The 22169-nt window shown below is 61.3% G+C and carries 15 protein-coding genes and 2 pseudogenes; 10 read left to right on the forward strand and 7 right to left on the reverse strand.

The features are described 5' to 3' along the window. The first annotated feature begins 3 nt into the window (after positions 1 to 3). Both ACZZ0K_RS18845 and ACZZ0K_RS18850 read left to right on the forward strand, forming a co-directional pair. The gene (locus tag ACZZ0K_RS18845; RefSeq protein ID WP_041478198.1) at positions 4 to 1245 is read left to right on the forward strand and encodes a CNNM domain-containing protein; all 1242 of its coding nucleotides are present in this window, start codon (positions 4 to 6) and stop codon (positions 1243 to 1245) included. Between the two features lie 283 nt (positions 1246 to 1528). Then, entirely contained in the window at positions 1529 to 2845 is a 1317-nt protein-coding gene (locus ACZZ0K_RS18850; RefSeq protein ID WP_016771542.1) for an MFS transporter, read from the forward strand. Positions 2846 to 2943: 98 nt separating this feature from the next. On the opposite strand, the gene purT is transcribed toward ACZZ0K_RS18850, so the two are convergent. The 5 genes from purT to ACZZ0K_RS18875 form a co-directional block, all read right to left on the reverse strand. Next, on the reverse strand, positions 2944 to 4125 hold the full coding sequence (gene purT, locus ACZZ0K_RS18855) for a formate-dependent phosphoribosylglycinamide formyltransferase (RefSeq protein ID WP_024011715.1): 1182 nt from the start codon (positions 4123 to 4125) through the stop codon (positions 2944 to 2946). Positions 4126 to 4225: 100 nt separating this feature from the next. Then, a complete protein-coding gene (locus ACZZ0K_RS18860; protein ID WP_016771544.1) occupies positions 4226 to 4693 on the reverse strand; it encodes a VUT family protein in 468 nt (155 codons plus the stop codon). A gap of 154 nt (positions 4694 to 4847) precedes the next feature. Then, the gene (locus ACZZ0K_RS18865; protein ID WP_463559257.1) at positions 4848 to 5063 is read right to left on the reverse strand and encodes a DUF1289 domain-containing protein; all 216 of its coding nucleotides are present in this window, start codon (positions 5061 to 5063) and stop codon (positions 4848 to 4850) included. Then, the gene (locus ACZZ0K_RS18870; protein WP_016771546.1) at positions 5060 to 5584 is read right to left on the reverse strand and encodes a gamma carbonic anhydrase family protein; all 525 of its coding nucleotides are present in this window, start codon (positions 5582 to 5584) and stop codon (positions 5060 to 5062) included. Before ACZZ0K_RS18870 ends, ACZZ0K_RS18865 begins: the two co-directional genes overlap by 4 nt. A 38-nt stretch (positions 5585 to 5622) precedes the next feature. Continuing rightward, positions 5623 to 6222, reverse strand: a complete 600-nt coding sequence (locus tag ACZZ0K_RS18875) for a CoA pyrophosphatase (RefSeq protein WP_122610740.1) — start codon at positions 6220 to 6222, stop codon at positions 5623 to 5625. A 147-nt stretch (positions 6223 to 6369) separates the two neighbouring features. Here ACZZ0K_RS18875 and ACZZ0K_RS18880 point away from each other — a divergent pair, with 147 nt between their 5' ends. After that, positions 6370 to 6924 (forward strand): NUDIX hydrolase, encoded by a 555-nt coding sequence (locus tag ACZZ0K_RS18880; RefSeq protein WP_056783116.1) that lies wholly within the window; start codon positions 6370 to 6372, stop codon positions 6922 to 6924. A 74-nt stretch (positions 6925 to 6998) separates the two neighbouring features. Beyond that, a complete protein-coding gene (locus tag ACZZ0K_RS18885; protein ID WP_024011712.1) occupies positions 6999 to 7514 on the forward strand; it encodes a L,D-transpeptidase family protein in 516 nt (171 codons plus the stop codon). Positions 7515 to 7527: 13 nt separating this feature from the next. Here the strand turns inward: ACZZ0K_RS18885 and ACZZ0K_RS18890 are convergent, their stop codons facing one another. After that, positions 7528 to 7695: a hypothetical protein gene (locus ACZZ0K_RS18890; protein WP_463559258.1), complete on the reverse strand. Its 168-nt coding sequence runs from the start codon at positions 7693 to 7695 to the stop codon at positions 7528 to 7530. A 98-nt stretch (positions 7696 to 7793) separates the two neighbouring features. Between ACZZ0K_RS18890 and ACZZ0K_RS18895 the strand changes: the two genes are divergently transcribed. The 6 genes and pseudogenes from ACZZ0K_RS18895 to ACZZ0K_RS18920 all read left to right on the forward strand — a co-directional run bounded on the left by ACZZ0K_RS18895 (position 7794) and on the right by ACZZ0K_RS18920 (position 20930). After that, on the forward strand, positions 7794 to 8525 hold the full coding sequence (locus ACZZ0K_RS18895) for a GntR family transcriptional regulator (protein WP_122508289.1): 732 nt from the start codon (positions 7794 to 7796) through the stop codon (positions 8523 to 8525). A gap of 40 nt (positions 8526 to 8565) precedes the next feature. Then, positions 8566 to 9648: pseudogene (gene nagA / locus ACZZ0K_RS18900) on the forward strand (N-acetylglucosamine-6-phosphate deacetylase); the annotation flags it as partial. Between the two features lie 15 nt (positions 9649 to 9663). Beyond that, the gene (locus ACZZ0K_RS18905) at positions 9664 to 10674 is read left to right on the forward strand and encodes an SIS domain-containing protein (RefSeq protein WP_463559788.1); all 1011 of its coding nucleotides are present in this window, start codon (positions 9664 to 9666) and stop codon (positions 10672 to 10674) included. 150 nt (positions 10675 to 10824) lie between these two features. Further along, on the forward strand, positions 10825 to 13338 hold the full coding sequence (gene ptsP, locus ACZZ0K_RS18910) for a phosphoenolpyruvate--protein phosphotransferase (RefSeq protein WP_463559259.1): 2514 nt from the start codon (positions 10825 to 10827) through the stop codon (positions 13336 to 13338). 23 nt (positions 13339 to 13361) lie between these two features. Then, entirely contained in the window at positions 13362 to 15077 is a 1716-nt protein-coding gene (gene nagE, locus ACZZ0K_RS18915) for an N-acetylglucosamine-specific PTS transporter subunit IIBC (protein WP_463559260.1), read from the forward strand. Between the two features lie 129 nt (positions 15078 to 15206). Beyond that, positions 15207 to 20930, forward strand: a complete 5724-nt coding sequence (locus ACZZ0K_RS18920; protein WP_463559261.1) for a membrane-targeted effector domain-containing toxin — start codon at positions 15207 to 15209, stop codon at positions 20928 to 20930. Between the two features lie 57 nt (positions 20931 to 20987). On the opposite strand, the pseudogene ACZZ0K_RS18925 reads toward ACZZ0K_RS18920, so the two are convergent. Beyond that, a pseudogene (locus ACZZ0K_RS18925) lies at positions 20988 to 21346 on the reverse strand (DUF6124 family protein). Positions 21347 to 22169 lie beyond the last annotated feature (823 nt).

Genomic DNA, 22169 nt, shown 5'->3' on the forward strand with positions numbered 1-22169 from the left:
TAAATGGACGGTTTGCCCATAGGGCCGATGCTCGCGGTATTTGTCCTGCTGATCTTATGGTCAGGGCTGTTTACCGCCGTCGAAATCGCGCAGCAGCACCTGCTCGCGCAACGGATCGCCTCGCGCGCCAGCGACAAGCCGCTGGCGAAGCTGAGCTTCCCGCTCGACAGCCTGATCCTCTGCAACACCCTGTGCCGCGCCCTCGCGGTGATCCTCGCGACGCTGCTGGCGATTTTTCTCTGCGAAGAAAATGGCCCGTGGGCGGCCTGCCTGGGCGCCGGTGCCATCCTGCTGGTGTTCGCCGATTATTTCCCGCGCACGGTGGCCCGGCGCTATCCCGACGCCGTGCTGGCGTTCGGCAATGCCCTGCTGGCGGTGCCGATGAAAATCGTCTACCCGTTCGCGTGGCTGTTCAGCCGGGTCAGCGCTTTGCTGCTGACCCCGTTCACGCGCAAGGCTCAGGTGGTGCAACAGAGCGAGGACGAGTTGCCGGCCGATCACGATGATGATCCCGAACATCCGGTCCGCGCCCACCCGGTGTCGGGCATTCATGCGCTGGACAACATCACGGTCAACGACATTCTGGTGCCGCGCAGCGATGTCGATGGCATCAACCTCGACGATTCGATCGAAGAGATCATCGAGCAACTGCGCGAGAACAAGCGCACGCGTCTGCCGGTGTTTCACAGTGACATCAATCAGGTCGAAGCGGTGCTCAACACCCGCCAGATCGGCCATTTGCTGAGCAACGGCGGATTGACCCGCGAGGCGCTGCTGGCCGCCAGCTACGAGCCCTACTTCGTCCCGGAAAGCACGCCGCTGCAACTGCAACTGCTGAACTTCCACAAGCAGCAACGCCGCCTCGGCATGGTCGTGGACGAGTACGGTGAAGTGCTGGGCATCGTCACCCTTGAAGACATTCTCGAAGAAATCGTCGGCGAATTCGAAAGCGAGCACAGCCTCGACAATCCGCACATTCATCCCCAGGCCGACGGTCGCATGGTGATCGATGGCGCCGCGTCAATCCGCGACCTGAACAAGTGCCTGGGCTGGCACCTGCCGAGCGACGGGCCGAAGACCCTGAACGGCCTGGTCACCGAAGCGCTGGAAACCATTCCGGAAAGCGCGGTGTGCCTGAAGATCGGGCGTTATCGACTGGAAATCCTCGAGACCGAGGAGAACCGGGTGAGCAAGGTGTTGATCTGGCATACCTCTTCTGCTCCTGCTTTGGTACCCGCCAGATAAAAGATCAAAAGATCAAAAGATCAAAAGATCGCAGCCTTCGGCAGCTCCTACCCTGCGATCTTTTGCGCTTGTTTGATCGTTAGCCCCCTTCCTATAATCGAGGCGCTTACCCAAGCGCCGTCGATCCCTGTGCTTACCCGGCACTGCCCGGATCCTGACTGTTTCCGCTGCAAACCGACGACTGTTCCTACTCGAAACAGCGCTCGCGCCCTACCCCACATCCCTGGGTGTTTCACCATAATAATTCGCTCCACTGGAGCTCATGACTGTCAGGGATCACCGCATGACGACCCATACCGCTTACAGCGAAACCGCGCCTGCCCAACCGACCAATTCCGCCACCCGCGTGGCCACGGCAAGCTTTATCGGCACTGCTATCGAGTTCTACGACTTCTACGTTTACGCCACTGCTGCGGCGCTGGTGATCGGGCCGGTGTTCTTTCCGCAGACCTCCGGCACGGCGCAGATGCTTTCGGCGTTTCTCACTTTCGGCATTGCCTTCCTCGCTCGACCACTGGGTTCGGCATTGTTTGGCCACTTCGGCGACCGTATCGGCCGTAAATCGACGCTGGTCGCCTCGCTGCTGTTGATGGGCGTGTGCACCACCTTGATTGGCGTGCTACCGGGCTACGACAGCATTGGTGCCTGGGCGCCGATTCTGCTGTGCGTGCTGCGTTTCGGTCAGGGCCTGGGCCTTGGCGGCGAATGGGGCGGTGCGGCGCTGCTGGCCACGGAAAACGCGCCGAAGGGCAAACGCGCCTGGTTCGGCATGTTCCCGCAGCTCGGGCCATCGATTGGTTTTCTTGCGGCCAACGGCCTGTTTCTGACCCTGGCGATGACCCTGGATGATGAACAGTTCCGCAGCTGGGGCTGGCGCATTCCGTTTCTGCTCAGCGCGGCGCTGGTGATGGTCGGCCTGTATGTGCGCCTCAAATTGCATGAAACGCCAGTGTTCGCCAATGCGATCGCCCGTCAGGAGCGAGTGAAAGTGCCGCTGGTCGAGTTGTTCAGCCAATACTGGGCGCCGACCTTGCTCGGTGCGGCGGCGATGGTCGTCTGCTATGCGCTGTTCTATATCTCGACGGTGTTTTCCCTGAGCTACGGCGTATCGACGCTGGGTTACAGCCGCGAAACGTTCCTCGGCCTGCTGTGCTTTGCCGTGTTGTTCATGGCCGCCGCGACGCCATTGTCAGCCTGGGCCAGCGACCGTTACGGGCGCAAACCGGTGCTGATCATCGGTGGCGTGCTGGCGATTCTGTCCGGGTTCCTGATGGAACCGTTGCTGACGCAGGGCTCGACCTGGGGCGTGGCGCTGTTTCTGTGCATCGAGTTGTTTTTGATGGGCGTGACATTCGCACCGATGGGCGCGCTGTTGCCTGAGCTGTTTCCGACCCACGTGCGTTATACCGGCGCATCAGCGGCGTACAACCTGGGCGGCATCGTCGGGGCCTCGGCGGCGCCGTTCTTTGCGCAGAAACTGGTGGCGATGGGCGGGTTGAGCTATGTCGGCGGGTATGTGTCGGCGGCAGCGGTGTTGAGCCTGATCGCGGTGTTGTGTTTGAAGGAGACGCGCAATAACGATCTGAATCAGGTTGCCTGACAGAAGATCAAGAGCTTCGCGAGCAGGCTCGCTCCCACATTTGGAATGCATTTCCCTGTGGGAGCGAGCCTGCTCGCGAATAGCTGCCGCGACCCGGTTTACAGCTCGACAACAACCGCCTGAGACGCACGAGTCGCCTTGGCGCGAGCAGCCTCGATCGACTCATCCCGCGCCAGCGCCACGCCCATGCGGCGCTGACCGTTCACTTCCGGCTTGCCGAACAGACGCAGCGCGGTATCCGGCTCGCTCAACGCAGCGCCCAGATTGGCGAATGCGGTCTGGGTCGACTGGCCTTCAACCAGAATCACTGCCGACGCCGACGGGCCGAACTGACGGATCAGCGGTACCGGCAGGCCGAGAATGGCGCGGGCATGCAGAGCGAATTGCGACAGGTCCTGGGAAATCAGCGTCACCAGCCCGGTGTCATGCGGCCGTGGCGAGACTTCGCTGAACCACACCTGGTCGCCCTTGATGAACAGCTCGACGCCGAACAGACCACGGCCACCCAGCGCTTCCGTCACAGCTTTGGCAACACGCTCGGATTCAGCCAGAGCAATCGGGCTCATGGCCTGCGGCTGCCAGGATTCCTGATAGTCGCCCTTCTCCTGACGGTGGCCGACCGGTGCGCAGAACGTGGTGCCGCCAATGTGGCGCACGGTCAGCAGGGTGATTTCGTAATCGAAATCGATGAAACCTTCGATGATCACCCGACCTTTGCCGGCGCGACCGCCCTCTTGCGCGTAATCCCAGGCTTTTTGCACATCATCGGCGCTGCGCAGCAGGCTCTGACCCTTGCCCGACGAACTCATTACCGGCTTGACCACGCAGGGGAAACCCAGGTCCTGAACGGCTTTGCTGTAGTCCTCGAAGGTGTCGGCAAAGTGGTACGGCGAGGTCGGCAGGTCCAGCTCTTCGGCAGCCAGACGACGGATGCCTTCGCGGTTCATGGTCAACTGCGCCGCACGCGCGGTCGGAATCACGGTGAAGCCTTCGGCTTCCAGCTCGACCAGCGTGGCGGTGGCGATGGCTTCGATTTCCGGCACGATGAAGTGCGGCTTCTCGGCTTCGATCACTGCACGCAGAGCGGCACCGTCGAGCATGTTGATCACGTGGCTGCGATGGGCGACTTGCATGGCCGGCGCGTTGGCGTAGCGGTCGACGGCAATCACTTCAACGCCCAGGCGCTGCAGTTCGATTACCACTTCCTTGCCCAACTCACCACAGCCACACAGCAATACGCGGGTCGCGGTTGGCGACAATGGAGTTCCGATACGGGTCATCTCAGGTCCTCAAAGGAAGCGGATCATCGAGGAAAGCCACGCAGGTGCGCTTTCCATGGGGAGAAAGCGCGGCATTTTACATGAACCCGAGGGTTTGGCTTCAGCTGGCGACAGCCTGTTTGCGATCACGCCAGGCCATGATCAGCCAGACGGCGGTGACGCCGGCGAACTTCGAGGCCAGCGCGGTGATGATCACCGGCGGCGTCAATGCGTCGATCATGCCGAAAAAGATGAAGGTATCCAGCGGAATGCTCAGCGCCGAACTGATCCATAAACGGTCGCGTAATGGCCGCTTGGTGATGCTGAACACCAGCCAATCGATGCACTCGGAGACCGCGAACGCCGTGGCGCTGGCCAGCGCGATGGAAGGGTCGGACGTGATGTAGGAAAGCACCAGCGCCGCCAACATCGCCACGATCGCGCCGTGACCGAAGCGCGTTTGCACCATGTCGCGCAGCACGAACACCAGCCCGCCCCAGGCCGACCAGATGATGTCCAGGTGCGGTGCGGTGGAAAAGGCGAAGTTGATCAGCACGACGCTGCTGATGTAGGCGATGAGGAAGATCATGGAGGCGGCCTGTCGATTTGGCGCACAGGTTACTTGAGCGCTGGTATTGCGCCAATAGGTGCGGTCACAGGCCCGACGTCTTCGCGAGCAGGCTCGCTCCCACAGTGGAATGCATTTTCAAGGTGGGAGCGAGCCTGCTCGCGAAAGCAGTGGTTCAGACGCCTGACTTCGCGGGAATCATCCAGATCAATCCACTCGCCTTCGCCCGTTCATGACACAACCCCAGCACCACGCGGCGCTCGTCATTGTTCATGCGGCCCCAGCGGGTGATCTCCGCGACCGTGCGCTGGCACCCGGTACAAACGTCATCTTCGTCCAGCGCGCAGATATTCACACACGGCGAGGCAACGGGTCGTTCAACAGTCGTCATTGTTCCTGCTCGACCAGATCGCGGGCGTAACGCTGCGAGTTATGCACATAGTGCGCGGCGCTGGCTTCGAGCATCTTCTTTTGCGCCTCGGTCAGTTCACGCACGACCTTGCCCGGCGAGCCCATCACCAACGAACCGTCGGGAATTTCCTTGCCTTCGCCGATCAGGGAATTGGCGCCGATGATGCAGTTCTTGCCGATCTTCGCGCCGTTGAGAATCACCGCGTTGATACCGATCAGGCTGTAATCGCCGACCGTGCAGCCGTGGAGCATGGCGTTGTGGCCGATGGTCACGCCGGTACCGATGGTCAGTGGATAGCCCATGTCGGTGTGCATCACCGTGCCGTCCTGCACATTGCTGTTCTTGCCGATGAGGATCAGTTCGTTGTCGCCGCGCAACACAGCGTTGAACCAGACGTTGGCGCCCTCTTCCAGGCGGACCTTGCCCACCAGTACGGCATTGGGCGCGACCCAGCTCTGCGGATGGGTTTCGACACGGGCGTCGCCCAGGCGGTATTTCATTTTGTTTTCCTCGGGCTCACGGCCGTTCGAACGACGGCTCAGGTATCGATAAAACTTTTCGGCGGTCGGTGCAGGCTGATTTTGGCGTCATAGAGCAGGTTGATCAACTCGACGATCATGATCGCCGTCAGGCCCCAGATCTTGTACTCGCCGTAGCGATAGCTCGGCACGTACCAGCTGCGGCCCTGATAGTCGATGCGATGGGTATGCTCGCGCGGGTCCTTGCGGAAGAATTCCAGCGGTACGCTGAAGACGGCGGCGATCTCGGCATCGTTGGGCTGGTATTCGACAAAGTCGGGAATCACCCCGACATACGGCGTTACCTTGATGCCGTGCAGGGAAATCAGCGGACTCAGCGGGCCGATGACTTCGACCAGACCCGGCGGCAGGCCGATTTCTTCTTCGGCTTCGCGCAGCGCGGTGAAGATCAGGTCCGGGTCTTCCGGGTCGCGGCGCCCTCCGGGGAAGGCGACCTCGCCGCCGTGGGTCGAAAGCCCGCTGGCACGCAGGGTCAGGACCAGTTCCGGTTCGTCACTGCGGGTGATCGGCACCAGCACGGCGGCTTCGGGAAAACGTGCGTCGGTCTCCAGCGTGCGCGGTGTGTGGTTGCTTACCCTATGCAGTAGCTCGTCCAGCATGAGTGTTCTCGATCGGTGCCTTGCTCCGCATCATGCACCAATCAAAGCGAGCGCCCAAGCCCCCGAAACCCGTCGTGTCGCGAAACGACAACTTGCCGACCGGCCCCGCTGCACGCCAAGATAGGCACAGCATTCAGGAACCCGAGCATGAAATTTTGCAGCCACTGCGGTAACCCGGTCACCCAGCGCATTCCCGAAGGCGACTCGCGGCTGCGATTTGTCTGCGACAGCTGTCAGACCATTCACTACCAGAATCCCAATATCGTCGCCGGTTGCGTGCCGACCTGGGGGACGAAAGTGCTGCTCTGCCGCCGCGCCATCGAGCCGCGTCTCGGTTACTGGACGCTGCCCGCCGGTTTCATGGAAAACGGCGAGACCATCGAGCAGGCCGCCATCCGCGAAACCGCCGAGGAAGCCTGCGCCCGGGTACGCAACCTGAGCATCTACACGCTGATCGATGTGCCGCACATCAGCCAGGTGCATGTGTTCTTTCGCGCCGAACTGGCTGATCTGCAGTATGCGGCCGGGCCGGAAAGCCTTGAAGTGCAGCTGTTCGAAGAAGCCGACATTCCCTGGGACGAGCTGGCTTTCCGCACGGTCGGGCGTACCTTAGAATGCTTCTTCGCTGATCGGCGCGTCGAGAAGTATCCGGTTCGTTCGGAATCGATTCCGCCATTGGTTCAGCCGGTGATTGTTGGCTAGAAGATCAAAAGATCGCAGCCTTCGGCAGCTCCTACCTAAAACCTGATTGCGTCACTCCCTGGGGAATCGTTTCAATGCGCTGGTTGCTTGCCCTGTTGTGCCTGTCGTTCGTCAGCGTTTCGCAAGCGTCATTCGTGACCACCGTGACGCCCTCGAACACTCCACTGATCGAAAAAGTCCTGGTACTCAAATCAGCCCATCAACTGCAGTTGATTGCCGACGGCAAGCCCCTGAAGACCTATCGCATTTCCTTGGGCAAGGGCGCGAAGAAAGGCCCGAAACTGATCGAGGGCGACAAACGCACACCCGAAGGTTTCTATTGGATCGACTGGCGCAAGACCAGCGACAAATTCAACCTGTCGATGCACATCTCCTACCCGAACATCAGCGATGCCGCCCGCGCACGTCGTGAAGGCGTCGAGCCTGGCGGGATGATCATGATCCACGGCACCCCGGACTCGGCAGACAACCCGGAGCAGTTGTTCCATACCCTCGACTGGACCGACGGCTGCATCGCCATGCGCAACGTCGACATGCGTGAAGTTTGGAATCTGGTACCGGACGGCACGATGATCGAGATTCGTCCGTAACCTCGACCGCTGGTCACCGCAAAAAATAAATCAAAAGATCGCAGCCAGCGACGGCGCCTACAGGGGTGATACCACTCTCAACTGTAGAAGCTGTCGCAGGCTGCGATCTTTTGCTTTTATAGGCCATCACTAATACCACTTTAAACACTGCCCCCTGAAAACCGCCAATCCACTGGGTCATACGCCGGTTCATCGCGTTGACATGGTATTCAAGTGGTATTAGCTTCCGTCGCACAAGCGAGCCACAACAATCCTATACTCGCGACGGAAACGACCTACATGAACGACCTCCAGCCCCTACGTCCTGACGATTCCCAGCCGACGCCGCTGTACTTGCAACTGGCGCGCAATCTGGAAGCGGCGATTCATGCCGGGCAGTGGAAGGCCGAACAGGCGATGCCGTCCGAGCGCAATCTCAGCGACCAGCTCGGCATCTCCCGGGTCACCGCACGCAAGGCGCTGGAAGTCTTGCTTGAGCAAGGCCTGATCCGCCGCCTGCAAGGCTCTGGCACGTTCATCACCCCACGCCTGGAACAACCACTGTCGCGTCTTTCCGGCTTCAGCGAGATGCTGCGCCTGAAAGGTTTCGTGCCGAGCTCGAAATGGCTGGAGCGGGAGATCACCCTCCCAACCCACGAAGAACTGATCCGCCTCGGCCTGTCGCCGAATGACAAGGTGGCGCGCATGAAGCGCCTGCGCAAAGCCGATGACACGGTCATGGCGATCGAGATGAGCACCCTGCCCGCGTCGATCATGCCCAGGCCGCAAGCGGTGGGCGATTCGCTGTACGAATACCTCGACGGCATCGGCAAACCGATCGTCCGCGCCCTTCAGCACATCCAGGCAATCAACGCCTCGGACGAATTCGCCGCACTGGTCGGTATCGCCCCCGGCACCGCCATGCTGCTGATGACCCGGGTCGGCTATCTGGAAGACAACACACCGATCGAAGTCACCGACACCTATTGCCGCAACGACTACTACGACTTTGTTGCAGAGCTTCGTAGATAAAGAGCCGCGTCGCTGAGCGCGGCCCCAAGCGAGAACGAAAATGTCCGAAGACAACATCCTCACCGCCAGCGGCTGGGTTCGCGGCCGGCTGATTCACGAACACGGCAAGGTCGTGTCGATCGAAGGCGTGCCCTGCGATCCGGCCGCTAACGATCTGCCCTATCTGCTGCCGGGTTTCATCGACCTGCATGTGCATGGCGGCGGCGGCAAAGACATCATGGAAGGCGCAGAAGCCTTCGAAACCATCAGCAAAACCCACGTGCGTTTCGGCACCACCTCGCTGTTGGCCACGACCATGACTGCGCCGAGCGCGGAGATCTCCAGCGTCCTCAAAGAGGTAGGAGAATTCTGTGAACAGCGTCCGAAAGGCGCCGCGCGAGTCCTCGGCGTACACCTTGAAGGCCCTTACATCAACCCGGGAAAACTCGGCGCTCAACCGAACTTCGCCCACACCGCGTTGATGGCCGAAGTTGAAGAATATCTGGCGCTGGCGCCGATCCGCGTCATCACCATCGCCCCGGAAATCGCTGGCCACGATGCGTTGATCCGTGAGCTGAGCAGTCGGGGCATCCGCATGCAGATCGGCCACACCCTCGGCAGCTACGAGGAAGGCGTCGCCGCGCTGGCTGCCGGTGCCAGCAGTTTCACCCATCTCTATAACGCCATGAGCCCGCTGCATCACCGCGAGCCGGGCATCGTCGGCGCAGCACTGGCGCACGCCAAATACGCCGAGCTGATTCCCGATCTGCTGCACGTGCACCCCGGCGCCATCCGCGTGGCCCTGCGTTCGATCCCGTGCCTGTATTGCGTCACCGATTCGACCGCCGCCGCCGGCATGCCCGACGGTGAATACAAGCTTGGCAGCCACACCGTGACCAAATGCCTGGGCGGCGTGCGTCTGCCCGACGGCACGCTGGCCGGCAGCACGCTGACCATGGATCAGGCCCTGCGCAATCTGGTGAAGATCGGTTTGCCGATCGCCGAAGCCTCGCAGCGTCTGTCGCAATTTCCCGCCGACTACCTCGGCATCACCGAACGCGGGCGCCTTGCCCCCGGCGCCTGGGCCGACTGCGTGCGGCTTGATCGTTCACTCACACTGACCGCCGTCATGGTCGAAGGAGAAGACATTGACTTCAAAATGCTTGAAGAGGCGCTGTCCTCGTTCGAGGCCGTGCAAGCCCAACTGCAACAGCTCGACGCGCCGATGATCGAGATCGCCGGGCGCCTGCGCCGCCAGCCACCGCAAGTGGCGATGACCGTCGCCCGTGGCAGTTCCGACCACGCGGCGAGCTACTTCGCCTACCTGACCATGCAGCAACTGGGCGTGCCGGTGGCCTCATTGCCGATGTCGGTGGTGACCATGCAGCAGGCGCCGCTGAAAGTCAGCGGTCAGGTCGCCTTTGCGTTTTCGCAGTCGGGGCAGAGCCCGGATCTGGTCAACAGCCTGCGCCTGTTGCGCAAGCGTGGCGCGCTGAGCGTGTCGATGGTCAATGCCGCCGATTCGCCCCTGGAGGCAGCTTGTGAATTCAGTCTGCCGCTGCTTGCCGGGACTGAAAGCAGCGTCGCTGCGACCAAAAGCTTTATCGCCACCCTCAGCGCCAGCGCGCGTTTGATCGCGCACTGGAAAGAGGACAGCGAATTGCTGCAAGCCCACGATGCGCTGCCAGAGGGCCTGCGCGAAGCGGCGAAACAGGACTGGAGCGTGGCCATCGAAGCCTTGCGCGATTGCGAGCGCCTGATGGTGATCGGCCGTGGCGCCGGTTTCGCCATTGCTCAGGAAGCGGCGCTGAAGTTCAAGGAAACCTCGGCGATTCAGGCCGAAGCGTTCAGCAGCGCCGAAGTCCGTCACGGCCCGATGGCACTGATCGACGAACACTATCCGCTGCTGGTTTTCGCCCCGCGCGGCGCCGAGCAGGCCGGCCTGCTGAGCCTCGCGGCAGAGATGCGTCAACGCGGCGCCCGGGTCTTGCTCGCCGCGCCGGATGACGTCAGCGAACGCGACCTGACCCTGAGCCGCGCCGAACACCCGGCCCTCGACCCGATTCTGGCGATCCAGAGCTTTTACGTGATGGCCGCAGGCCTGGCCGTAGCGCGGGGCATGGACCCGGATCAGCCGCGCCATTTGAGCAAAGTGACCCGCACGCACTGATAGCCGTTGACGGATGTACTCCCTGTAGGAGCTGCCGAAGGCTGCGATCTTTTGTTTTTTCACGTAGCGAAAAAACAAGATCAAAGATCGCAGCCTTCGGCAGCTCCTACAGGGGACATCGAACCGAGATTCAACTGATGAGACCCAGCCATGCCCGACAACAATAAAGAGCTGACCCTCAGCGCCCCGCTCAGCGGCCCGGTGCTGACGCTCGCCAACGTCCCGGACGCGGTGTTCGCCAGTGGCGCGATGGGCGACGGCATCGCCATCGACCCGCTCAACGACACGCTGTATTCGCCCTGCGCCGGCGTGGTCATCCACGTTGCGCGCAGCAGCCATGCGGTAACCGTTCGCGCCGACAACGGTGCGGAAATCCTCCTGCATCTGGGTCTCGACACCGTTGAATTGAACGGTGAAGGTTTCGCCATGCTGGTCAAGGAAAGCGATCGCGTCAGCCTCGGTCAGCCGCTGCTGCGCTATGACCTGGACAAGGTCGGCCAGCACTGCAAAAGCCTGGTCAGCCTGTTGATCCTGACCAACAGCGCGGATTTTCAGGTACGGCCGATCACCCTCAAAACAGTGAAAGTCGGCGAGCCGCTGCTGCACATCATCGCGCGCAATGTTGTCGCGGCGAATACCGATACAAGCGGCGGGCCAGAGGTTCGTGGTCAAGTGCAGGTCGCTCATCGCGGTGGCCTGCATGCGCGCCCGGCTGCGCTGATCCGCCAGACCGCCCAGGGTTTCAGCAGCCACTCACAGCTGCATTTCAACGGCAAATCGGCGCCGTGCAACAGTCTGATCGGTTTGATGGGGCTGGCGATTGGTGAGCAGGATGTGGTGCAGGTCAGTTGTCAGGGACCGGACGCCGATGCCGCATTGCAAGCTCTGCTCAGCGCATTGGCCACGGCGCTGCCGGACGATCTTCACGCGCAAGCGCCGGTCAGCACTGCGGCGCCGAAACGCCCTGCCGAGGCAGGTGTGTTGCACGGTGTTTGCGCGGCGCCGGGGCTGGTCGCCGGGCCGTTGTTTCGCTTGAACGCGATCACCTTGCCGGCGGATACGGGCCATCACGATCCGGTGCAACAGCAGCCGATTCTTGAAACGGCATTGAACGCGGTGCGCAGCGAAATCGCCGCCACCCTCGCCCAGGCGAAAAAGCACAAGAACGCCGACGAAGAAGCGATCTTCGCCGCACACATGGCGCTGCTCGAAGACCCGGCCCTGCTCGACGCCGCGCAGCAATTCATCGCGCAAGGCACCGCTGCGACGCACGCCTGGAGTCAGTCGATCGACACCCAGTGCGACATGCTCCAAGGCACCGGCAGTCCGCTGCTGGCCGAACGTGCCAACGATTTGCGCGACCTCAAGCAACGCGTCCTGCGCGCTCTGCATGGCGAGGCCTGGGGATACCAGGTGCCGGCCGGCGCCATCGTTGCCGCCCATGAACTGACGCCGTCGGATCTGCTGCAACTCAGCGCGCAAGGTGTCGCCGGGTTGTGCATGGCCGAGGGCGGCGCGACTTCCCACGTAGCGATTCTGGCGCGCGGCAAAGGTCTGCCGTGCATCGTCGCTTTGGGCGCGCAATTGCTAGAGCAACCGCAAGATCAGGCCGTGGTGCTCGACGCTGACGGCGGGCGCCTCGAATTGACGCCAAACGCCGAGCGCCTGAGCGAAGTACAGCAGGCACAAATCGAGCGCCGGCAGCGTCGCGACAGCCAACAGGCCAAAGCCCATTTGCCCGCTGAAACGCGCAATGGCGTGCACATCGAAGTGGTCGCCAATGTCGCCTCAAGCAACGAAGCGGCAGACACATTTGCCAACGGTGCCGATGGCGTAGGCCTGTTGCGCACCGAGTTTCTCTTCGTCGATCGCCAGACGGCACCGGACGTCGAAGAACAGCGTAGCGCCTATCAAGCGGTCATCGATGCCATGGGCGACAAGTCGGTGATCATCCGCACCATCGACGTCGGTGGCGACAAGCAACTCGACTACCTGCCACTGCCCGCCGAGGCCAATCCGGTGCTCGGTTTGCGCGGGATTCGTCTGGCCCAGGCGCGCCCGGAAATTCTCGATCAGCAACTGCGCGCGCTGTTGCAGGTCAAGCCATTGCCGCGTTGCCGGATTCTGTTGCCGATGGTCACCGAGGTCGACGAGCTGCTGCATATCCGCCAGCGCGTTGATGCCTTGTGCCTTGAGCAGGGGATTACCGAGCGCCCGGAGATCGGCGTGATGATCGAAGTCCCCGCCGCCGCGCTGCAAGCCGAGCAACTGGCCGAACACGCCGACTTCCTCTCGATCGGCACCAACGATCTGTCGCAATACACCCTGGCCATGGACCGCGACCACGCCGGGCTGGCGGCGCGGGTCGATGCCCTGCACCCGGCGTTGCTGCGCCTGATCGCCATGACCTGCGAGGGTGCGGCGGTACACAAGCGCTGGGTCGGCGTCTGCGGCGCCCTCGCCTCCGACCCGCTGGCGACGCCGGTGCTGATCGGCCTGGGCGTCACTGAACTGTCGGTGAGCCCGGTGCAGATCGGTGAAATCAAGGACCGCGTGCGTCAGCTGCATGAAGCCGAATGTCAACGCCTGAGCCGCGACCTGCTCAAGCTGTCCAGCGCCGCCGCCGTTCGCCACGCCTGTCATCAACATTGGCCTCTGCGCTAACAAAAACAAAAAGGACAAACGCCATGTACCAACTCTTCATCGAAGGCCTGCAACGCCTGGGCCGCGCGCTGATGCTGCCGATCGCGATCCTGCCGATTGCCGGCCTGCTGCTGCGCCTGGGCGACACGGACCTGTTGAACATCGCGATCATTCACGATGCCGGGCAAGTGATCTTCGCCAACCTGGCGATGATCTTTGCCATCGGCATCGCCGTCGGTTTCGCCAAAGACAACAACGGCACCGCCGGCCTGGCCGGGGTGATCGGTTATCTGGTGATGATCTCCACGCTCAAGGTGCTCGATGCGAGCATCAACATGGGCATGCTCGCCGGGATCGTCAGCGGCCTGATGGCCGGTGCGCTGTACAACCGTTTCAAGGACATCAAGCTGCCGGAGTACCTGGCGTTCTTCGGTGGCCGGCGTTTCGTGCCGATTGTCACCGGTTTTGCAGCGGTGGGGCTGGGCGTGCTGTTCGGCTATATCTGGCCGCCGATCCAGCAGGGCATCAACGCGTTCGGCGCGCTGATGATGGAAAGCGGCAGCATCGGCGCCTTCGTCTTCGGCGTGTTCAACCGCCTGCTGATCGTCACTGGCCTGCACCACATCCTTAACAACATGGCGTGGTTCGTCTTCGGCAACTTCACCGACCCGACCACTGGGGCATTGGTGACCGGCGATCTGTCGCGTTATTTCGCCGGCGATCCGAAGGGTGGGCAGTTCATGACCGGCATGTTCCCGATGATGATCTTCGGCCTGCCCGCCGCGTGTCTGGCGATGTATCGCAACGCGTTGCCGGAGCGGCGCAAGGTGATGGGCGGGATCTTCCTGTCGATGGCACTGACCTCGTTTCTCACCGGTGTGACCGAGCCGATCGAATTCGCCTTCATGTTTCTCGCGCCGCTGCTGTTCCTCCTGCACGCGCTGCTGACCGGGCTGTCGATGGCGATCACCAACGCCCTGAACATTCATCTGGGCTTCACCTTTTCCGGTGGCTTCATCGACATGATTCTCGGCTGGGGCAAGTCGACCAATGGCTGGCTGGTGGTGCCGGTCGGGCTGGCTTATGCGGCCATCTATTACCTGGTTTTCGACTTCTGTATCCGCCGCTTCAACCTGAAGACGCCGGGGCGCGAAGACGTCGCCAGCGCCGAAAAAGCCGTGCTTTCGGAAACCGAACGCGCCAGCGCGTATATCAAAGCCTTGGGCGGCGCCGAGAATCTGCTCACCGTCGGCGCCTGCACGACCCGACTGCGCCTGGAGATGGTCGACCGCAACAAGGCCTCGGATGCCGATCTGAAAGCGCTGGGCGCAATGGCGGTGGTGCGCCCGGGCAAGGGCGGCAGCTTGCAGGTCGTGGTCGGGCCGTTGGCTGACAGCATCGCCGATGAGATTCGCTTGGCCATGCCTGCCCTGGGCCGTACAACTTTGGCAGAAACCGTAGTGGTTGCCGATGAGCCGAAGAGCGTTGCGCTTGCCCGCAATGAGGCGCAGCAATGGCTGAATGCACTGGGCGGTCGCGACAATGTGCTGCAACTCGATTGCATCGCCATGACCCGTATTCGCCTGCAACTGGCCGATGCCAAGGCGCCGTCCGAGGCGCAGCTCAAAGCGCTCGGCTGTCTGGGTGTCAGCCGGTTGGACGGTGGCGTCTGGCATTTGCTGGTGGGGGACAAGGCCGCGAGTTTGAGTGGCGCGATCGAGGCGTTGCTGAGTCGCGGGGAGGTCAGCGCGCAGGTTTGATCTGCGCGGGTGGCGGGAGGGCTGGAGCGGGCGCCGAAAATACGGCACGCGCACGATACATGAATACCACCCTCCTCCACGCCCTGCTCGCCATGCTGGCCCTTCATCCCCAGCATGGAAATCGTGCCCATGAGCACCCCCAACGCACCCACACCCGATGAGCTCAAAAACGATCTCAACCAGATCGGTCGTCTTCTCTTCAACACCGAAACCCCGCTGTTGCCCGAGCACAAACCGAGTACCGAGCAGGCTCATCTCAAACGCCTCGAAGAGCAGCTGAAAACCTATCGCGACGGCTATCTGCAACGCAGCCGCGCGCTCTATCAGGCGCTGGCAACCACCGACCTGCAGAGCGAGGCAGGCAAGCAACTGATCGCCACGCTGAAGGTGCGCCTCAACACGCAACTGATCAACATGGATCTGCGTGACCAGATCAACGGCAAAGCGGCAAAAACCTTCCTCAAATACGACGCCGGCTTCACTGCGCTTGAGTACGAAGCGCAACAGGCCGTCACCGATCGCCTGCTGCACCCACAGGCCGGCGAGCTGATACAGAAACTGGCACTCGGCCCGCTGTTGCGTCCGGCGATGTATGCGTTGCAGTTCAATTATCAGCAAACCACTGTCGAGCTGGCCGGGGCCTTTGTTGTGACGCAAAAAGACACCCCGAAAGTCAGCGATCTGTTGACCGACCAGAACGCTGGCTTCGTCGTGTTGTTCACACCGGCCAGGGGCCTGGAGCTGTTCAGTTCCCTGGCTGATCTCGATGCCCATCTGCTCAAGACCATGCAGCACAGCATCAGCCGTGGCGAATTGATGCAGCTGCTGCCCAGCCGCTACCACGATGTCGGTACAGCGGGAATCTGGCCATTGCAGCTGGCGCCCATCGACAGCAAACCGCTGTTCGAACACATCTACGATGCCTTGATCGAAAAGCGCACTCAGGATATCGAACATGCATTGAGTTTCGCCGCCAATCCGCAGCAGGATGCCGCTGTACTGATCGCCGAGCTGGAGCGCGCCATCGGCGCTGCGCTGCCGGATCTCACCCCGCGCCTGGCACTTCAGGCACAAACCCTGTTCGAGCGGCATTTGCGCAACAGCGCCCCGGACTGGTACCGCAGCGCCGACGCCGCCAAGCGGGCCGAACTGGCGTTGCACCTGGGCAACTACAATCAGGCCCGGCAAAACCTGCTTGACCTGATGGGTCCGGCGGTCAGCCTGATGGCCGTGGCCCGCCACCAATGGCTGGAACGGCTGAGTGATGATCTGCAAATCGACGACCTGGAACCGGACAAGCTGCAGATCATTACGGATCGGCAGGTCCCCGGATTCGGCGCTTATGTGCACAAGAGCAATCTGCTCGAGCTGAGCTTGCGCGGCCCGCACACCGGCGATGAGTTACCAGGCTCGGCGTTTCTCAGCCACACCCGGCTGACTTACAACGACCTGCCGTTATCCGACGAGTACGCGGACGTAACGCCCGCCTGGGTGATCAAGCAGGCACTGGAGCTGGAACCGCGCGTCGACTTCGCACGCTTGCAAACGCAGATGCAGGCGAGATCCGCGATCAAACCTGCGATCGAGCAGATGCTCGATCAGCGCATCGTCGCGCTCGCCCATGCCGCAGCGCTGCAAGGGCACCTGCTCGACGGCGATCTGCAAATGCTCCAGCGCCTGCGTAACGGCAGCGATCCACAGCTGCGCGCCGCCACCCTGTCTTTGCACGGCGCCCAGCTGCAGGATCTTTGGGTGCTGCGTCAGACCGACGAATTCGGTGCGATCCGCCGCCTGCTGCTCTGCACACCGCAGGCGCCCCGTGAACGCCAGTTCGAGGCGTTCGACAGCGAGCGCCAATTGCAGACCCATCTCTTGGGTTGGGCCAAGCAGAATGACGCCGCCGAAAGCATGGCCGGCTATCTGATCAGCCGCGCGCCGATGCGCTTTCGTTCGACCCTGCGCAAGGTGTTGTCGGGGCTGAGCCTGAAGCCGGAAGCAGCAGAGCACCAGAAAGTCACGTTCGACCACCTGGGCAACCATCTCGATTGCCTCAAAGCGATGGCTGAACACATGCTCGCCACACGCATCGACGACTACGATTTCAGCACCCCGGTGTGGTATCGCTCGACCACTGCGGCCAATCGCCGAAAACTGTCGACCCTGAGCGACGACGCCGAGGGGGCTTTGCGCGCGTTCAATCAGCATCCGCTGTCGGGCGGACGTTTTCAGGCGTTTGACGATTTCGTGCATGCGCAAGCGAAGATCAGCCTGAACCGCTTGCTCAAACGCCCTGCCAATGACGTCGATCCGGACACCGTCTGGGCCTATTCGCCAAAGTCGATCGTGCCCTCATGGACGCCGAAACCGCTGACCTATACCCGGCTGTATCGCGACGGCTATGCCGACGGCGTCGGTTTTCTCGACCAGAAATTCTCACGCTCGGCGCGCTTCAAAGGTCCGCAAGGCGTCGATATCAGTAGCCTGACCGCGCAGAACGTAGCCCGCTCGGTCACGGGTGTCTGGATCGGCAAACGCTATACCGACAAAGTCAAAAACGAGCTGCAGGACTCTAAAAGCGAAGGCTACGCGTTCCGACGCAACGCGACGCTGGCCATCACTCAGCGCCAAATGCAAAGCGCCGCGCTGGAATGCCAGCTGCAAGGACATATCGCCAGCAGCGACCTGCAATGGCTGCAGCAAAGCATCAGCAGCATGGATCAAACGTCGGGGCAGACCCGGACGAAATACCCGATCCACCGGTTGATGATCGACGGCGAATGGGTGATCGATGCCTGGTTGTTCAGCCATGGCGGCGATCCGGTCCTGCTGTATACGCCGGACGCACCGGACGGCGTGCGTTTTCGCGAAGCGCGCCTGTTCAATTACCTGCTGCTGCAGTCCGGCATGATCGAATACCTGACCCAGCGGGTGGGTGTCAGTGCCCAGACCCGGGTGCGCACGTACCTGGAAAACATCCGCAAGAAACTGCCCAAAGACCTCAACAGAACCAGCCCCAGCCCCGCCCGTTATGACTCGATGCGCCCGGCCGACGCCGTCAGCGACCTGCGTACCGCGCTCTACGACATGAAGTTGCAACGGCGGATCGACAACGTCCATGCCACGACCACCAGTCGCGCCGAAATGATCGCCGGCCTGATCTGGACGAGCGTCGAATGGGTCGCTGCCATCGCCACCGCGCCGTTCCCGCTGTTGAGCCTGAGCACCGGCCTGTTGCTGGCCTTCAAGGACGCGATGCTCGCCCTGCATGCCTATCGTCAGGGAAATAACAATGAAGCGTTCCGGCACTTGCTCGGTTATCTGTTCAACAGTGCTGGCGCGGTGCTGACGGATCTGCGTCCGGCGCTGCGTTCACTCAAGCCCGTCCGGCGCCCGTTGCGTCGGGCTGTCACCACCGTTGGCGACGAGCAAGAGGATCTTCTGCCGTTGATCGATCAAATGGCGACCGAACCGGTCCGGGACGATATGCATGCCGTCGTTTTCAGAGGGCAGTCGTATTACGCCAGCACTACCCCGGACGCACTCGGCCGTTATTTGCTCTACCGCCCGGATCCGAATGGCTCCGGACTGCTTTCGACCGGCATTCTGACCGTGCGCAACTCCGACGGAGTGATGGTGCGCAGCGGCCTGTCCGGCGGTGCACCAAAATACGAAGCCGTGCCCGAGACACCCGGCCCGCATAAGGACTATGGAGTCGCGATCAAGTACCGGGATCTCGTTGAAGAGTTGCTGGACCCGCAATCGCGACGACGAATGCTCCAGGAGGGCGAGCATTACATGGGCTTCTCACCCCAGGTCATCCTGGTCAACGTGGTCGACAAAATGGCCAGCATGCGCCAAGCCTATCTGCAACAGGTGGAAAAACTCACCACGGACGCCACGCGCCATTTTGCCCAACTCGCACCGCTGCCCGCTCGCGCCGAAGTGCCGGCGGTTGCCGCCAACACCTCATTCGCACAGTTGATCGCCAGCGATGCATTCGCCGCAAAGAATCTGGTCATCGGTGCACAGCCGGGCTCTATCGCCAGCAAACAGGCACTGATCGAAAATCTCGACGTGCTTTTGGAGAACGGCTACAAGCACCTCTTCCTCGAATACCTGCCGGGAGACGTATTTCATCTCAAACTGGAAAAATTCAACAAGGGAGAATCCTGGCGCCATATCAAGAAACATCTGAAAGCGCTCGATAAAGCCATGGGCCATGAGCCAGACGCGCCTTTCTCTTACCTGGCGCTGGTGCGCAAGGCACGGGAAAAAGGCATGAGCATTCATGCGCTGGACGGCTCGACCAGTTATCAACTCGAAGGGATCATGGTGATGTCCAGGCTCTCGCCTTTGACCCCGCGAAACAACCGCATCAGAAACTTTTATTCGCACAAGGCGCTTGCCACCGATATGGCCGAGATCGGCGAAGAGCGCTGGATTGCCCTGACCGAGCAGTCGCGCATGACCACGTTCGACAGCACCCCGGGCCTGGCCGACCTCCACGAGGCCGTTGCCGTGCGTATTGAAGACATCGACTTGTACCAACCCGCACGCATAAGCAGGGACGCGCCCGGTGCCATCGCGGGAGACGCGACAGCGCAAGGTGATTACCTCGTACAGATGCCGAGTGCCTACAAGGCACCTCTACCTGTCTCCAAGCCGCCCGCCGCAGCTAGCGCCGTTGAACATTTCAGCGAGTTCGATATTGCTTCGCCACTGCGCGACGATATTGCTGAAATGTTGCATAAGCCCTACTCCATGGATTCCCATTACACCCCGACAGTAGCCAGTGAAAGAACGGCCTACGAGGCTTTCCTTGCCCAACGCAAACGTCTGGAAAAAACCGCCAGGGACGCTTTTACCGACTACGTCCCACCCGATGCGCCGATCCTGCCGGTGCTCACCGCCGACTGCACATTCGAAGCTTTTTTACGGCAATTGACCGACGGACGTCTGAATCTGCTGATCGGCGAAGCCCACGTCGATGTAGCGAGCAAAGCGCTGCTGAAAAAGCACATGAAAGCCCTTAAGCAAGCCGGTTATGACACGTTGTACGTCGAGCACCTGCTCACCGACCTGCACCAGGCCGATCTCGACACTTTTCTGCGTACCCAGCGCATGCCCGACAGGCTCAAGGCTTATCTGCATCGTCAGGATCAAGGGCAGATGCCGAATTACACAGGGAACGATACGTACACGGCGGTCTGTCAGGCGGCGGCCAAATACAACATTCGCATCAGAGCCCTAGATTGCACGGCGTCCTATCACCTCAAGGGCGTGTATGACGAACACGTCTCGCGAAACGAGATGTTCAGCTATTTTGCAACCCAAGTGATCGAGGCTGATCAATTGGCCAACGGGCCGCATAAATGGGTGGCCTTCATCGGCAGTGCGCATACCAATTACAACCTCGGTGTGCCAGGTCTGGCCGATACACTGTCCGCCGTCAGCCTGCACGTGCGCGACACAGCCCCTGAACTGGCCCGGGATATTCACCGTGGGTCGTGGGAATTTGTCAGCGGCAAGCACGAGGCCAACGTCAGGGCTTTGAGCAGCGATTTTGTGATGGAGGTGGCCGTCCCCGGAACGAAAAAGCCTGCGGCGACGCCTTCTGTCAGTCGCAGCAAACTGACCGAACCCGGAAACTTCCTTATAGAAAATGCAGACACCCGCAACGCCAGCGTGGTGCATAAATCCAGGTCCGGCGAGATCGTTGAGACGCCGATTCAGATCAATGACAAGGGTCTGTTCTTCGTTGATCGCTGGGAGAAAAAAGATCAGACCTTCACCTACCTGCGCACGTTGATCGACATGCTCGTCACAGACGTGAAGCTGACACAGGTGACGTGACGCCCGGGCGATTGCACGTTGTGGAAAACCACTGGGCTTGACGGCCCAGTGGTTTTTTCATGCCTGAGGATCCACCCGATCCAGCGCACGGTTCACCGCCAGCTCAGCGAGCATGATGATCTGCTGAATCGCCAGCGCCGTATTGCGCTGCGGTCGCCCCAACTGATCAGCGAAATCACTGGCCAGAGTGTTGGCTGAAGCGAGGGATTCACAGGCATGGGCGAGCAGGGTTTCGGTATCGATTTCCGGCTGGATGAGGAACATGGTGCTGGGCGGGTGCGCCTTGCCAGGTTGCGGGCACAGGTAAAAATCCAGAGCCCGCTTGATCGCTTCGCGGTTTTTCGCGAGGTCGTCGGCGCGGATGGTTTGTTCGAGGGGGTGGGTTCGTATGGTGGATCGGGAACGATTTTATCCACAATGCTTCTCCTGCTGATGCTGATGGACAGCCATCGATCGCCGGATCTCACGCGGCGGATAGGTGGCAGCTATGTGCGAGGTGAGATCCACCGGAGCAGGCAACCGGCCAGACCGAAGTCTGCCCGCACACAGCCGCCATAAAGCAGGCAGCAGATTGAGCTGGCGCCAATTATCGTGGTGCTGGCGCCAGTTGCAAGCTATCCGGGGATCTCACTCCCGATCGCTGATTCGCAGCGACGGGAAAAGACTAGAGATCGCACGTCCGACGGACAACCTGAAAACCTTGTGGGAAGGTTCTGCGAACTCAGACACTGCTTTAAACACACCCCAGATCGCCACCCTCACCCTAGCCCTCTCCCAGAGGGAGAGGGGACTGACCGAGTTGTTCAGGCGAGGTACGCCGACGTGAAAGTCCGAGTTGAACTCAGGATTTGCAAACCACACAAAATCGGCCCCCTCTCCCTCGGGAGAGGGCTGGGGTGAGGGGCAGCAACAACACAAATCAAAAGCCGGACACACACGCTTTTCACCACTCAATAGGCCGAGTGTCAGCTCGCCTGCTCTTGATCTTGATCCACCGGCGACGTCGGAAGGCTGAGTGGAGGGATTGATCCGGGCGTGGGAGCGCAGCGACCGTTCGACGAAGTCGAACACAGCGGAAGGAGGTGCAGCGAAGCAAACCGGAGCCGCTGCGCCCGGATCAGTCCCGAAACGAAGGAACCCGAGCCTGCGAGGGCCGAACGCAGGAGCTAGCGTTTTGGGTTACCTTTTTGGCGTTTGAAAAAGGTGACTCGCCGTAAGGGCGAAACCGCCAGCCGCCAC

This window comes from Pseudomonas sp. AC255 (assembly GCF_979258175.1).

Excerpts from the sequence above, each read along its gene's own strand:
- ACZZ0K_RS18845 (WP_041478198.1), top strand. The coding sequence starts at position 4 with ATGGACGGTTTGCCCATAGGGCCGATGCTCGCGGTATTTGTCCTGCTG.
- ACZZ0K_RS18850 (WP_016771542.1), top strand. The coding sequence starts at position 1,529 with ATGACGACCCATACCGCTTACAGCGAAACCGCGCCTGCCCAACCGACC.
- purT (WP_024011715.1), bottom strand. The coding sequence starts at position 4,125 with ATGACCCGTATCGGAACTCCATTGTCGCCAACCGCGACCCGCGTATTG.
- ACZZ0K_RS18860 (WP_016771544.1), bottom strand. The coding sequence starts at position 4,693 with ATGATCTTCCTCATCGCCTACATCAGCAGCGTCGTGCTGATCAACTTC.
- ACZZ0K_RS18865 (WP_463559257.1), bottom strand. The coding sequence starts at position 5,063 with ATGACGACTGTTGAACGACCCGTTGCCTCGCCGTGTGTGAATATCTGC.
- ACZZ0K_RS18870 (WP_016771546.1), bottom strand. The coding sequence starts at position 5,584 with ATGAAATACCGCCTGGGCGACGCCCGTGTCGAAACCCATCCGCAGAGC.
- ACZZ0K_RS18875 (WP_122610740.1), bottom strand. The coding sequence starts at position 6,222 with ATGCTGGACGAGCTACTGCATAGGGTAAGCAACCACACACCGCGCACG.
- ACZZ0K_RS18880 (WP_056783116.1), top strand. The coding sequence starts at position 6,370 with ATGAAATTTTGCAGCCACTGCGGTAACCCGGTCACCCAGCGCATTCCC.
- ACZZ0K_RS18885 (WP_024011712.1), top strand. The coding sequence starts at position 6,999 with ATGCGCTGGTTGCTTGCCCTGTTGTGCCTGTCGTTCGTCAGCGTTTCG.
- ACZZ0K_RS18890 (WP_463559258.1), bottom strand. The coding sequence starts at position 7,695 with ATGACCCAGTGGATTGGCGGTTTTCAGGGGGCAGTGTTTAAAGTGGTA.
- ACZZ0K_RS18895 (WP_122508289.1), top strand. The coding sequence starts at position 7,794 with ATGAACGACCTCCAGCCCCTACGTCCTGACGATTCCCAGCCGACGCCG.
- ACZZ0K_RS18905 (WP_463559788.1), top strand. The coding sequence starts at position 9,664 with ATGCTTGAAGAGGCGCTGTCCTCGTTCGAGGCCGTGCAAGCCCAACTG.
- ptsP (WP_463559259.1), top strand. The coding sequence starts at position 10,825 with ATGCCCGACAACAATAAAGAGCTGACCCTCAGCGCCCCGCTCAGCGGC.
- nagE (WP_463559260.1), top strand. The coding sequence starts at position 13,362 with ATGTACCAACTCTTCATCGAAGGCCTGCAACGCCTGGGCCGCGCGCTG.
- ACZZ0K_RS18920 (WP_463559261.1), top strand. The coding sequence starts at position 15,207 with ATGAGCACCCCCAACGCACCCACACCCGATGAGCTCAAAAACGATCTC.